Source organism: Clostridium culturomicium (genome assembly GCF_000821305.1).
Lineage (GTDB): Bacteria > Bacillota > Clostridia > Clostridiales > Clostridiaceae > Clostridium_J > Clostridium_J culturomicium.
Genome location: NZ_CCXK01000017.1, coordinates 1,630,197 through 1,644,165, shown reverse-complemented (window position 1 = coordinate 1,644,165; position 13,969 = coordinate 1,630,197). Strand labels below are relative to the sequence as shown.

The window sequence follows — 13,969 nt, the reverse complement described above, 5'->3', positions numbered from 1 at the left end:
AAAATAAATGTTTGAGCATGGGGGAAGTTTAATGAATAAAGAGCTTTTAAGAAAATTGCCTAAAATTGATGAGCTTTTAAAGAATGAAAGTATTTTAAAATTATTAGAAGAGAATTCAAGAACCTTAGTCCTAGAGAGTTTAAGAGAGAGTATTGAATTTTATAGAAATGGTATTTTGAAGGGCAGCGTAACATCCATTACAACTGAAGGAGTAATTGACCTTTCAAGTCACCTTTTAAAGGAAAAAAGTAAAATGCACCTTAGAAGAGTGATAAATGGAACAGGAACAGTAATACATACGAACCTAGGGCGTTCAATTTTAAGTGAAAGAGCTATTGAAAATGTAATAGAGGTAGCTGTAAATTATAATAATTTAGAATACGAGATTTCAAAGGGGAAAAGGGGATCTAGATATTCTCATATAGAGGACATAATTAGAAGGATTACAGGAGCAGAAGCTGCTATGGTCGTAAATAATAATGCAGCAGCCATAATGCTTGTTTTAGATACCCTTGCAAAGGAAAAGGAAGTAATAGTTTCAAGGGGAGAGCTTGTTGAAATTGGAGGTTCCTTTAGAATTCCTGATGTTATGAAGTTTAGTGGCGCTAAGCTTGTTGAAGTTGGAACTACAAATAGAACTCATCTTTATGATTATGAAAATNAGGATTACAGGAGCAGAAGCTGCTATGGTCGTAAATAATAATGCAGCAGCCATAATGCTTGTTTTAGATACCCTTGCAAAGGAAAAGGAAGTAATAGTTTCAAGGGGAGAGCTTGTTGAAATTGGAGGTTCCTTTAGAATTCCTGATGTTATGAAGTTTAGTGGCGCTAAGCTTGTTGAAGTTGGAACTACAAATAGAACTCATCTTTATGATTATGAAAATAATATAACAGAAGAAACAGGAGTATTTTTAAAGGTTCATACCTCTAATTTTAAAGTTATGGGTTTTACAGAGGCGGTTTCATTAGAAGAAATGGTAGCCTTAGGTGAAAAACATAATATACCGGTGGTTGAGGATATAGGAAGCGGAGTTTTGGTTGACTTTAGTAAGTACGGCTTTACCTATGAACCAACAGTGCAGGCAAGCCTTGCTAAGGGCGTTGATGTGGTTACCTTCAGTGGAGATAAGATGCTTGGAGGTCCACAGGCGGGTATAATCGTCGGAAAGAAGAAGTTTATCGATAAGATGAAAAAAAATCAATTAACCAGGGCTTTAAGAGTAGATAAAATGACTCTTGCAGCTTTGGAAGGAACCTTTAAATATTATATTGATGAGAAAGATGCTATAGAAAATATTCCTTCTTTAAATATGATTTTAATGCCAGCAGAACAGGTTAAGCAAAAATGTAATACTTTAAAAAGAAAGCTTCAAAGCAAAATAAAGGATTGTACCTTTAAAATTGATAAGGGTGAATCTATGGTTGGCGGAGGCTCCATGCCAACGGAGAAGATACCGACTTATGTTATAAAGGTTTCAAATAACAGGCTTTCACCAGAGACAATGGAAGAAAAGCTGAGATTAGGTGAGACCTCATTGGTTGCAAGGGTATATGATAATGAACTAGTGCTGGATGGAAGAACTCTGTTTAAAAGAGATTTTGATGAAATAGTAGAGTGCTTTAGAAAAGTACTAGAATAAGTATCTGTTTGGAAGGAGATTGAAGTATGAAACATATAATAATTGGAACAGCAGGGCATATAGATCACGGTAAGACTACTTTAATAAAAGCTCTTACAGGCAGAGAAACAGATACTTTAAAGGAAGAGAAATCTAGAGGTATTTCAATAAACTTAGGTTTTACTTATTTTGACCTGCCATCAGGAAGAAGGGCAGGAATTATTGATGTACCTGGTCATGAAAAGTTTATTAAAAACATGCTGGCGGGAATAAGCAGCATAGATGTGGTGCTTTTAGTTATAGCTGCAGATGAAGGAATAATGCCTCAGACTCGAGAGCATTTTGAAATTTTAAAACTTTTATCAATACAAAAGGGTATAGTTGTGCTAACTAAAACTGATTTAGTTGATGAAGACTGGCTTGAAATGATAAAAGAGGATATCAAGGAAGAGATGAAGGGAACCTTCTTAGAAGGAGCACCAATTCATGAGGTTTCTTCTAAAACTAAAGCTGGATTTGAAGGATTAATAAAGGATATAGATAAACTTACAGAAGAAGTAGAAGCAAAAGACACAGAAGGCCACTTCAGACTTCCAGTTGACAGAGTTTTCTCTATTAGTGGCTTTGGAACTGTTGTAACAGGAACTATCATAAGTGGAAGGGTTTCAACAGGGGATAATGTAGAAATATATCCTTCAAAGATAACTACAAAGGTTAGGGGAATCAGAGTACACGATGTACCTTGTGATATAGGAGAAGCTGGTCAGCGTTGCGCTATTAATCTTGCAAATGTGAAGGTAGCGGATATTGATAGAGGAAATGTTATTGCAAGAGAGGGGATAATGGAACCTTCTTCAATGATTGATTGTAAGCTGTATCACATAAAAACTATGGATAAGCCCATTGTTCCAAGACAAAGAGTTCGCCTTTACCATGGAACTGAAGAGATTATAGGAAGGATTATTCCTCTAGATTGTGAAGAGATTAAGCCTGGTGAAAGTGCTTATGTACAAATAAGACTTGAGAAGCCTATTACAGCACAGAGGAATGACAGATACATAGTTAGAAGCTACTCACCAATGAATACCATAGCAGGAGGCATAATCATAGAGCCTAATGCAAAGAAATCTAAAAAAATAACGAAAGAATACATAGAAGAGCTGAAGGTTAAAGAAAGCGGTAAGAGTACAAATATTTTAGAAAACACAATTAAGGCTTTAAGTTCAGAGTATGCAGACTCTAATGCAGTTCTAAAGGCTTTAGGAAAGAATATGGAAAACCTCCAGGAGGAACTTCAAAAACTAGTGGATAATGGAGTTATTATTAGACTTGGAAGTTTAGATAGTTGTATTTATATCCACGAGGAGTTCTTGAAGGATAGAGCAAAGGAACTTAAAAAGTTGCTTGAGGAATTCCATAAAAAGAATCCATTAAAGTTTGGAATGTTTAAGGAAGAAGCTAAAAATAAAATATTTGGTAAGAAGTTAAAGCAGAAAAGCTATGATGAGCTTTTAGCAATCTTACAGGAAAGAAAAACTATTAAAGTAAGTGAAAAGTTTATTTCCCTTAAGGATTTTGAAGTTGTGCTTACAAAAGATCAGGAAAGAATGAAGGCTCGAATTGAAAATGAGTATAAAGGGTTAAAATATGCTCCACCTAAATATGTGGATTTAGCAGCTTCAGAAAAGGATAAAACAGCCTTTAAAATGGTTTATGACCTTTTACTAGATCAAGGTGATTTAATAAAACTTAATGAAGATTGTACCCTTCTAAAAGCAGACTATGAAGGTGCCAAGACTATTGTTGTTGAGTATATAAATAAAAATGGATCTATTTCAGCTTCTTCAGCAAGGGAAGTATTTGATACTAATAGAAAGTATGCTGTTGCCATCTTAGAGCATTTTGATAGCATAAAGTTAACTAAGCGAGTAGAGAATGACAGAGTTCTTTATTAGATGAAATATGGAGAATGAAAAATTAAAGATTATGGAGGGAAGCTAAGGTGGCTTCCTTTCGTTTTGTAATTAGCAATTTATGATATAAAACTACAAAAATTTCAGTATTATAAAATATAATACTTGATTTTACAGTTATCGGATATTATAATATAAATATAACAAATAATTGAATCAAACATGCACACATATGAGTTTGTGATTATTATTTCATAAATTTTCAGTGTGGATTTTCGATTCTAACTTATGGGAGTAGATAGGTGCTGGTGTGCCTGCCGGTCTTCAAAACCGAGTTGCCGTGCTAAGACCACGACGGGTGAGTTCGATTCTCACATATTCCCGCCAAAAGATTGATAGGACTGGGAGCCATTGATATGACTAGTTTTTAAGGAATATAAACAACTTTTGTTCGAGTGCTTAGGTTGTTTATAGGTTGCTTATTTGTAGCAAAAAAAAATTAGTTGCATGAGTGGCTTCTAGTTTTTTGAAAATAGGTTGTTTAACTTATTCACCGAATTAAATTGATGTTCCTTCGAGATGTTTACATAAATATTCATTGTGGTAGATATATCTTTGTGTCGCATTAACATTTGGATAGTTCTATCATCAACTCCAGCTTCATAGAGTCTGGTTGCAAATGAGTGTCTTATTGCATGAAAACCTCTATGCTCAAGTCCAGCTTCTTTTAATAACTTTGCATATCTTTTATTCAGATAATTTGCGTCAGAATACTCACCTTCAAAATTAGGGAATACAATTCCGTTATCCTTCATGTTTTTGTCCTTTTTAATCATAGCAAGTTGCTCTTTTCTATATTGTTTCATTTCCTTAACAACCTCACTTGGAATAGATACTTCTCCTTTAGACGTAGGAGTCTTTGGATTTTGGATAATATTCTCGGTAGTTCTTGCCAATGTCTTTGGATTAATCCGAGCTACTTTTCGCATTGTCTTATTGATGGCTACCTTACCTTGGGATAAGTTTATATCGCTCCATTTTAGAGCTAGCAATTCACCTTGTCTGAGGCCAGTAGCAAAGTCGAAGATTATAACCATTTTTAAAGGATGGTTAGTATCTCTTACATATTGTATAAGAAATTCCTGCTCCTTTTTTGTGAATACTTTTATTCTATCTTTTGGAACTGGTTTAGGTAGCTTAGTAAGTGCGAAATAATTCCTGTTCAAATATTCTTGGATGATAGCTTCATTAGCAGATGTTGCTAAAGCTTTCTTAATAACCATATTGTTATTGTCGCTAGATCCTATCATAGTAAGCTCCTTAAAATAATCAAGTACATCTTGCTGACGTACATCTATTAGCTTCATTCTTCCCAGAGATGAATTTCGGATATATTTTCTATAGATACCCTCATATCGCTCAATGGTGTCAGGCTTAATTGTTATAGCCTTAATGTTAAAGAGCCAGTGATAAAACCAATCTTGAACAGTTATCTCTTTATCTCTATAATCAAACTCATTTAATGCTTCTGCTGTAAAGTCTTTATATTTTTGAATACATTCTTGTTTAGTATAGCCACAGAATGTTTTCCGCTTAGAAGTACCGTTTTCATTCTTACCTATCACACAGGTGTACTTATAATATGTTTTACCTCCTTTCCTTACTTCCTTTTGCCATGTTCCACTTCCTTTGGATTGTCTACCCATATAATACCTCCTTCAATATTATGAAAATATTGTAACACATATATATATCCAAAAAAAGTTATAAAAACAACTTTGCATATATATAATATACAAAAATATAAAAACATGGATTATAAATACTGTATAATATATAATATACATATATGTAAAGTTTTGAGTTATATTGTTTAAATTATACAAATGGGATATTTATGGGGGTTGTTATGGAAGCGGTACAAAAGCGAGTGTATGATTACACTACAGTAAATGGGTTGTTAGAACAGTTTAAAGAATTATACAAAAATCAAAGAGATAAAGGGACAAGCTTTGAACAGTTAATAAAAAGTTATTTACTAATTGAACCTAAATATTCATCTTATATAGAGCAAGTTTGGACATGGAAAGAGTTCCCTTATAGGAATGCGGTAGGGGATACAGGAATAGACCTTGTTGCAAAGACATATCAAGGAGAATTTTGGGCTATACAGTGCAAATTTTATGATGAGGATTATTCAATATCTAAAGCAGATGTTGATACTTTTTTAGCTACATCATCTAAATCTTTTAATGTGGATGGAGTTAAGACTTCATATTCATTTAGATTTATAATTTCAACTACTGATAAATATAGTAAGAATGCAGAGGATGTACTTATAGATCAAAATCCTCCAGTTAGAAGAATTGGTATGGTAGATTTATTAGAATCAGAAATTGATTGGAAGAAATTTTCTATAAATAATGAGATTCAATTAAAAGAGAAATACAAGCCAAAACCACATCAAAGAAAAGCAATAGATGATGTAATAGAAGGATTTAAAAATAATGATAGAGGAAAATTGATAATGGCTTGTGGTACTGGAAAAACATTTACAAGTCTTAGGATAGTTGAAGAACTTCTTAATGGTAAAGGTACAGTATTATTTCTTGTTCCATCAATTGCACTTATTAACCAAACAATGAGTGAGTGGACTGCACAATGTAATTACACATATGATGCACTTGTAGTATGTAGTGATAATAAGGCATCAAAAGGTGAAAATGCAGTTGATTTAGGTATTCCATCAACTACAGATGTAAATAGATTATATAACTATGTTAATAATATTGAGAATATTGGAAATAATATGCATTTTATTTTCTCAACATATCAATCAATAGATGTTGTATCAGAATTGCAGAAGAGATCTAAAATTAAATTTGATATTGTAGTTTGTGATGAAGCCCATAGAACAACAGGAGTTACTTTAGGGGACAGTGATGAAAGTTATTTTGTTAAGGTTCATGATAATAATTTCATACAAGCTGACAAAAGATTATATATGACTGCTACTCCAAGAATTTTTGGAGATAATGTTAAAAATAAGGCTAAAGATATTAATGCAGAATTGTGTTCAATGGATAATGAAGAGAAATATGGTCCAGAATTTCATAATTTAACTTTTAGTGATGCAGTTGCGGATAATTTATTAACTGACTACAAAGTTCTTGTATTAGCAATTGATCAAGGATATGTAGAATTAGAACTTCAAACTTTACTCATGGATAAAAATCATGAATTAAAAATGAATGATTCAGTAAAAATAATGGGTTGCTGGAATGGCTTATCTAAAAAATCTATAGAAAGTGAAGATGATAGTTTTAAGGTGGACCCATATCCAATGAAAAGAGCGGTAGCATTTTGCAATCAAATTAAAGATTCTAAAAGATTGGTAGAGATGTTTAATGTAATTCAAGAGCATATAAGAGGCAATAATCCGAAAGAAGCTGAAAGTTTAGTTAATATTGAAATACAACATGTTGATGGTTCATTTAATGCACTTGAAAAGAAGGAAAAAATAAATTGGTTAAAAGAGGATAGTGAAGAGAACACATGTAGAATATTAACAAATGCAAGGTGTCTATCAGAAGGTGTTAACGTACCAGCACTTGATGCTGTAATGTTTTTGAATCCTCGAAGTAGTATGGTTGATATTATACAATCAGTAGGACGTGTTATGAGGAAATCACCAGGAAAACAGTATGGATATGTTATGCTACCAATAGTTATACCTCCAACTGAAAGTCCAGAGGATGCACTTGATAGTAATGATAATTATAGAATTGTATGGTCTGTATTACAGGCACTAAGAGCCCATGATGATAGATTTAATAATACAATTAATAAAATAGAATTAAATAAGAAAAAGCCAGATCAAATTGGAGTTATTGGAGTTGGTAAAAGTAAACAACAAGACAATGATAACGGTCAAACTCAAACTTCCAATAGTGGTAACACCGCAGTTCAACTTGCATTTAATCTACATGGTCTTGACAATTGGAGAGATGCAATATATGCAAAAATGGTTAAAAAAGTTGGAACAAGGATGTATTGGGAATCATGGGCAAAAGATGTCGCAGAAATTTCAAAAACGCATATTAGAAGAATTAATATGTTACTAGAACAACATGATTCAAAGATAGATAAAATTTTTAATGATTTTGTTTTAGGACTAAAGCAAAATATAAATTCCTCAATATCTAAAGAAGATGCAATTGAGATGTTAGCACAGCATATGATTACAAAACCTGTTTTTGATGCCTTATTTGAAGGATATGAATTTGTCAAAAGTAATCCTGTATCTAAAACTATGCAGAAAATGATGGATATACTTGATAGTAAGTCACTTGATGCAGAAAAAATTACTCTTCAAAGATTTTATAAAAGCGTTAGAGATAGAGCTGCAGACATAGATAATTATGAAGGTAAACAAAAAATAGTAATAGAGCTATATGAAAAATTTTTTAAAACAGCATTGCCAAAAGAAGTTGAAAAGTTAGGTATTGTGTATACACCTACAGAGTGTGTTGACTTCATAATTAATAGCGTAGAATCATTACTACAACAAGAGTTTGGCAAAACACTTTCTGATAAAGGGGTTCATATTATAGATGGATTCACAGGCACAGGAACTTTTATTGTTAGACTTATACAAAGTGGAATTATAAATCAAAATAATTTGATTTACAAATATACAAATGAAATTCATGCAAATGAAATAGTTTTACTTGCATATTATATAGCTGCAATAAATATTGAAGAAGCGTTTCATCATGTAATGGGAATTAATGAGTATGTGCCGTTTAATGGTATTGTATTAACAGATACTTTTCAATTATATGAGGATTGGGAAGAAGATGAATTTACAAGAAAAATATATGAAGAGATATTACCTATCAATAGTGAGCGTGCAAAAAAACAAAGAGATTTACCTATAACTGTTTGTATCGGTAATCCTCCATACTCTGTAGGGCAAAAAAGTCAGAATGATAATGCTCAGAATATAAAATACCCTAAACTTGACAAGAGAATTGCTGAAACATATGTGTTAAATTCAACATCAAGCATGAATAAAGCATTATATGATGCATATATTAAAGCTTTTAGGTGGTCTAGTGATAGAATTGTAGATAAAGGAATTATAGGATTTATAACAAATGGATCTTTTATTGATGGAAAGGCTTCTTCTGGTTTTAGAAAATGTTTAATTGATGAATTCACATCTATATATGTATTTAATCTCAGAGGAAATGCTAGAACAACAGGAGAACAACGTAAAAAAGAAAAAGATAGTGTTTTTGGCCAAGGTACAAGGACTCCTGTTGCAATTACTTGCTTAGTGAAAAATCCCGATAAAAAGAATGATGGCTATGTAAATTATTGTGATATAGGAGATTACTTGACTAGAAATGAAAAGCTAAATATTATTAAAAATAATCATGATGTTGGTAATATAGAGTGGAAGAAAATTTATCCTGATGATAATAATGATTGGATAAATAAATGTCAAAATAAATATAAAGATTTTATAGCAATAGCAGGGGATGAGAAGTCTTTTTTTACAATAAACACTAGTGGAGTTGTTACATCTAGAGATAAATGGGTTTATAATTTTAGTTATAATGGTTTGATTAATAATATGGAATCTACAATTTCAACTTATAATTATGAAATTAGTAGGTGCGAGAATAGAATAAAAAATGATTACAATGGTAATATTAAAAATTTTTCATTTAAGGATAATGTTACAGCAGATTTGACAAAAATTAGTTGGTCAAGAGGACTATTAAACTCTATGAAAACACTAAAAGAAAAGAAGTTAAATAAAAATAACATTACAATAGGACAATACCGACCTTATCAAAAACAGGTATTGTATTATACAAGAGAGTTTAATGAATGTGTTTATAAAAATGATAAGGTATTTAAAGATAAGAATATAGCAATAATGACTAGTGGTGTAGGGAATAGTAAGCCATTTTCATGTCTAATGACTAATATAATACCTAATTTTGATACCTTATTTCACACACAGAGTTTTCCTTTATATTGGTATGAAGAAGTTTCAGAAGTCGATTTGTTCAACATCAATGGTGAAAATAGAATAGTTAGACATGATGGTATATCGGATTATATATTAAAGCAATGTCAAAAAAAATATAAAACAAAGGATATATCTAAAGAAAATATATTTTATTATGTATATGGCATATTGCACTCAAGTGATTATAGAAATACTTTTGAATCAGATTTAAAAAAATCATTGTCAAGAATACCATTGGTAGATTCTTATGATAATTTTAGTGCATTCAGTAAATTAGGTGAAAAGTTAGCTGATTTGCATGTTAATTATGAAGAGATACCTATTTATGATAAAGTAACAGTAACATATTATAAAGAGGATTATTTTGTACAAAAAATGAAGTTTAACAAGAAGAATAAGCAAATTGATAAATCATGTATTATTTATAATCCATATATAACTATAAGTAATATACCTGAGAAGGCATATGAGTACATTATTAATGGAAAATCAGCTATTGAATGGATAATTGAGAGATATCAATTAGATATTGATAAAAAGAGTGGTATTAAAAATGATCCTAATGATTGGTGTAAAGAAGTAGGCGATGATAAATATATATTTAATCTGCTATTAAGAGTAATTAATGTATCTGTACAAACAGTAGATATAGTTAATTCACTTCCCAAATTAGACTTTGAATAAAGAGATAAGGACTTATACAGTTTTACTGTATAGGTCTTTTTTATGAATAATTTTGGGGGACTCCCAATATGGGCTATATATGCTCAAGAGAGGGGGTTAAGCAAAAAATTAAAGGACTAGACTATGCTACTCCCACTTATCTTCACTTATATTATTTTATTTATCTTCATTATATATTAGTTTTAATTTAGCAAACTTGCCACTCGAAGAAACTTTCATCTATTGAAAATCCTTGCCACTTAAAAGTTTTATTATATTCAGCTGCTTTTTGTTGAGCTTCCTCTAAATTAAGAAAAGTATCTTCACCCAATGTGCCTTTGAATGGAGGTATTTCATCTGCCCAATAATCTGAAGCTATTAAGACCTCATTTTCATTTATTCTAGATAGTATTTTACCAGTATCAGAAATCCAAGCTGTTTTTTCATTTTCATTTAAACTGGAAATCTCTACATACCAAACTCTATCTTTATTGTAATCTTCTTTATACATTTGCATTATCTTATTCTCTGCGTCAGTTCTAAGTTTAAAACATTCTTTATCTAATTCATAATACACTGGATAAAAGCCTTCAAATTCCTCCTCACATCCCTCATGCACAATAATGTAATCTTCATCTAATTCATCTACACATATTGGCTCTGTGTAATAATACTCATCCTTCCCTACAAGTCTAGTTCTGATTACCCAAAGAACATCTCCTACATTTACATTTACTTCATTCATTTTAATCGCTCCTCATATGTTTGGTGTAAAAATATACTATCATAGTAAAATATTCTTTTTCAAACCAGGATATTCTTTCAATATGACTGCCTAACGTGAATAAAAACGTTAAATGTATATTTTTCTAGTTATTTTGAAATAATCCTCAATTTTTGAAGTAAGAATGGATATCTCTTTAAAATGCGTTCTAAGAGCAAGTTCATATATAAATGCGAAAATATACATATTAGACAGTCAAATTGTAATAGCGAGGCTGTGAGAGCGAATTATACGCATATAATACAGTTTTGTTGCATTGGTGGGGCGGGCGGTGATCTACTTCATTTTGTTTCACAATCATGAAAGTGTATCGGGTATTTTTATATATCGACCCCAGGGCTTCGCTATGGAGCTTTAAGAATCATGTATGAGTATTTTTACATAACAAGCTTAAACAGCGAGCCTGCTTTAAATAGAGCCAGCATAGGGGTGATAATAATATCAGCTTCATTAACAGCTTTGTACAAGAATCATATAAGGCCATTAATGAATAAAAGAAAGCTTTCTTAAACTAAAGCTAAAAGACAGAGCAAGTATATTTGTATAGGACAAAAACTGCTTTCCCAAAAAGCTAAGTTTTTTGGACTATACAAAATAATCAATAACATGATTCTTCTAAATCTATATTCATCTAGTTATATAGCAAATTTTATATTTGCTATATACTATAATACATATAGTTAGTCTGCACGTGGTGCATAGACTAATTTTAGAGGGAGAAGATGTCATAAACCCAGTCATATCAATGGCTTAAGTCTATGAATATGTTGCAAGGTATATGCATGTGGTGCATAGACTGACTACTTTAAGACTGCACGTGGTGCATAGACTAGCTATCTATGAATATGGTGCAAAGAAAAAAGAGCACCGTTTGGCACTCTCTTACTTATGATTATTGTAGTATTCCTTAATGGCCATCAGAGCTAAGTTTGATAAACTTCTGCCTTCTTTTTCAGCCAGCTTCTCTAACTCTGCCTTAAACTTCTTATCGATAGTTACAGCTATTCTTGTATTGCTTTCTTTAATAGTTCCCATATATAACACTCCTCCGTTATTTGTTTCTCTACATATATTATATAAAAGATATCATCACAATGCAACATTATGATCAAAAGATGTTGACAAGATGTATACAGCTTGTTAATATATTAGTATAGCAATTCGAAATATTAAAAAACTTTCTGGATTAGGGTAGTTTTTAAAAAGATAACATAATATAAAGCATAGCAAGTGAGTACAAATCTGAAAATGGTGAGCCCGAGTGAGCAAGCGAGGTGTGCGTCAGAGAAAAAACTTTCAAGCTAGTGTGTAATAAGATAAACAAACATAGTAATGAATAAACGTAGGCAGTTGAGAGAGTAGAGAAATGGTGAGCCCGAGAGCGTATGGCAAGGAGAGCAATCTACAAGAAAAATATCTGCATATGTGTAAGATAAGGACAAGTAGTAGTAATACTAGAGTATCAGACAAATTTATAAGTAAATTTTTTACCGGTAATGTAAGTACAAAAGTAAAGGAGCAGAACAAAATGCAAAACGGAAGAATTAACATTAGAATGAATGAGCAAGAGGATTAACTATAGAGTAGGAGGAGGAGAAAACATGGATATAAATATTTCAACCTTTAATTATATAATCGAAAAATGCGGACCGAATGGATTGGTGATATATCTTGCTATTATGGCTCAGATAGATGAAGACGGTGACATAATATCTTCTCAAAGCCAGCTAAGAAAAGCGAGCAAACTTGGACAGAAAACTTTTGAAGTAGCTTATAAGAAACTAGAAGCAACAAATATGTTTACTAGAGAAAAAAAAGCAGGTAAAAAGAACAAAAGATTGATTGATTACTATATCATGTACTATGTGCCAGAAGAGCCTGTAGAGGTTGTAGAAACTAAGAAAAACAAAATAATTAACCTTGGAGAATATAGAGAAAGAATAGGAGCGATTTAAGATGAAAAGGAAAGCAATGGAAATAAACAAAAGCAGAAAAAAATACAGAGATTACTTAGATAATAAGTATACATTCACTAAAGTCAATAATCATTTAAGAAATAGGATACTAACAGAAGTTGGAGTGTATGCGTGGGTTGTATATGAAGAACTTCTAAGCAGACTTAATACTAAAACAGGAGAATGTTTTCCGTCTGCTTCTTCTATAGCAGAAAAAACAGGCATGAGTGAAAGAGCAGTATTTAAATACTTAGACATTCTTAGAGAGAAGAAGTGGATAGCTTGGGAGCAGAGTAAGGCAAGCGGTAGTAAGCATAAATCTAATTATTACTACTTCTCTTACCCTTCTATGGAAGAGAAGTACACAGATGAAGCAGTTGAAGAAGAGGTTACAGATATTAAGCCAGCTTCGGCAACACCTTCTGCTCCTCCTATGAATACATCGAAGCTAAGCCTACCTAAACCTCCAGCTGGTTTTAGACCTACAATAAGACCATCTATGAATTTACCAAAACCTCCAGCACCTCCTTCTATGAAGAAAGAAGAAACTGTAGTAGTACAAATGCCAACTACTAAGAAGTCTGGAGAGCTTACAGAAGGCAAGAGAGCTAATCTTATAAAAGAAATGATTAAGAATATAACAGCAGTAAGACCTAATGTACTAAGTGCAGACCAAAAGTCTACATGGGTTAATAGAGCTAAACAAAGTATGATGAACTTTAATATTGTAGCAAAACATGCGAATGATATGATGGATAGCGTCAGCAGAGAAAGTTACTATGATATTATGACAGACACTAGACAAGAATGGATAGTAGCAGGCTTAGAGCAAGTACCTCATATCGACTTAGAAGCAGGCAAGATTGTAAAAGTAGATAACTATATAAACAGAAACAAGAAATTAAAAGTGGCAATCTAATATCGTTGTCACTTCTTTAACTTTTTTGAAAAATATTTTTATCTTAATGTGTAAAGAGCATATATATAGC

General features: G+C 31.8%; 9 protein-coding genes, 1 tRNA gene and 1 pseudogene. 8 read left to right on the top strand and 3 right to left on the bottom strand.

The window, feature by feature from the left end:
• Positions 1–7: 7 nt before the first annotated feature.
• The 4 genes and pseudogenes from selA (BN1075_RS20090) (at position 8) to BN1075_RS21825 (ending at position 3,919) form a co-directional block, all read left to right on the top strand.
• Positions 8–700, top strand: coding sequence for an L-seryl-tRNA(Sec) selenium transferase (gene selA / locus BN1075_RS20090; RefSeq protein ID WP_407637983.1), 693 nt, complete (start codon positions 8–10; stop codon positions 698–700).
• Positions 663–1,640: pseudogene (gene selA / locus BN1075_RS20085) on the top strand (L-seryl-tRNA(Sec) selenium transferase); the annotation flags it as partial. The gene selA (BN1075_RS20090) and the pseudogene selA (BN1075_RS20085), both read left to right, overlap by 38 nt.
• 26 nt (positions 1,641–1,666) lie before the next feature.
• Positions 1,667–3,574 carry a selenocysteine-specific translation elongation factor gene (selB, locus tag BN1075_RS20080; RefSeq protein WP_040195075.1) on the top strand — a complete coding sequence of 636 codons (1,908 nt, stop codon included), beginning with the start codon at positions 1,667–1,669 and terminating at the stop codon, positions 3,572–3,574.
• A 248-nt stretch (positions 3,575–3,822) separates the two neighbouring features.
• Positions 3,823–3,919 (top strand) — tRNA-Sec (locus BN1075_RS21825).
• Positions 3,920–4,050: 131 nt separating this feature from the next.
• Here the strand turns inward: BN1075_RS21825 and BN1075_RS20075 are convergent.
• Positions 4,051–5,238, bottom strand: coding sequence for a tyrosine-type recombinase/integrase (locus BN1075_RS20075; RefSeq protein ID WP_040195074.1), 1,188 nt, complete (start codon positions 5,236–5,238; stop codon positions 4,051–4,053).
• A gap of 203 nt (positions 5,239–5,441) precedes the next feature.
• Between BN1075_RS20075 and BN1075_RS20070 the strand changes: the two genes are divergently transcribed.
• Positions 5,442–10,262, top strand: coding sequence for a DEAD/DEAH box helicase (locus tag BN1075_RS20070; protein WP_042387498.1), 4,821 nt, complete (start codon positions 5,442–5,444; stop codon positions 10,260–10,262).
• A gap of 187 nt (positions 10,263–10,449) precedes the next feature.
• On the opposite strand, the gene BN1075_RS20065 is transcribed toward BN1075_RS20070, so the two are convergent.
• Positions 10,450–10,986, bottom strand: coding sequence for a hypothetical protein (locus BN1075_RS20065; protein WP_040195073.1), 537 nt, complete (start codon positions 10,984–10,986; stop codon positions 10,450–10,452).
• A 921-nt stretch (positions 10,987–11,907) separates the two neighbouring features.
• Entirely contained in the window at positions 11,908–12,060 is a 153-nt protein-coding gene (locus BN1075_RS21300; RefSeq protein WP_081911681.1) for a ribbon-helix-helix domain-containing protein, read from the bottom strand.
• Between the two features lie 388 nt (positions 12,061–12,448).
• On the opposite strand from BN1075_RS21300, the gene BN1075_RS20060 reads away from it, so the two are divergent.
• From BN1075_RS20060 to BN1075_RS20050, 3 genes are read left to right on the top strand one after another with little or no spacing between them, the layout of a single operon-like run.
• A complete protein-coding gene (locus tag BN1075_RS20060) occupies positions 12,449–12,601 on the top strand; it encodes a hypothetical protein (RefSeq protein ID WP_156132852.1) in 153 nt (50 codons plus the stop codon).
• Between the two features lie 25 nt (positions 12,602–12,626).
• Positions 12,627–12,980, top strand: a complete 354-nt coding sequence (locus BN1075_RS20055) for a hypothetical protein (RefSeq protein WP_040195071.1) — start codon at positions 12,627–12,629, stop codon at positions 12,978–12,980.
• Position 12,981: 1 nt separating this feature from the next.
• On the top strand, positions 12,982–13,899 hold the full coding sequence (locus BN1075_RS20050) for a helix-turn-helix domain-containing protein (protein WP_040195070.1): 918 nt from the start codon (positions 12,982–12,984) through the stop codon (positions 13,897–13,899).
• Positions 13,900–13,969 lie beyond the last annotated feature (70 nt).

Bases quoted from the DNA above. Each gene is read 5' to 3' on its own strand.
- BN1075_RS20055 (WP_040195071.1), top strand. From the start codon at position 12,627: ATGGATATAAATATTTCAACCTTTAATTATATAATCGAAAAATGCGGA.
- BN1075_RS20075 (WP_040195074.1), bottom strand. From the start codon at position 5,238: ATGGGTAGACAATCCAAAGGAAGTGGAACATGGCAAAAGGAAGTAAGG.
- selB (WP_040195075.1), top strand. From the start codon at position 1,667: ATGAAACATATAATAATTGGAACAGCAGGGCATATAGATCACGGTAAG.
- BN1075_RS20070 (WP_042387498.1), top strand. From the start codon at position 5,442: ATGGAAGCGGTACAAAAGCGAGTGTATGATTACACTACAGTAAATGGG.
- BN1075_RS20060 (WP_156132852.1), top strand. From the start codon at position 12,449: ATGTGTAAGATAAGGACAAGTAGTAGTAATACTAGAGTATCAGACAAA.
- BN1075_RS20050 (WP_040195070.1), top strand. From the start codon at position 12,982: ATGAAAAGGAAAGCAATGGAAATAAACAAAAGCAGAAAAAAATACAGA.
- BN1075_RS20065 (WP_040195073.1), bottom strand. From the start codon at position 10,986: ATGAATGAAGTAAATGTAAATGTAGGAGATGTTCTTTGGGTAATCAGA.
- BN1075_RS21300 (WP_081911681.1), bottom strand. From the start codon at position 12,060: ATGGGAACTATTAAAGAAAGCAATACAAGAATAGCTGTAACTATCGAT.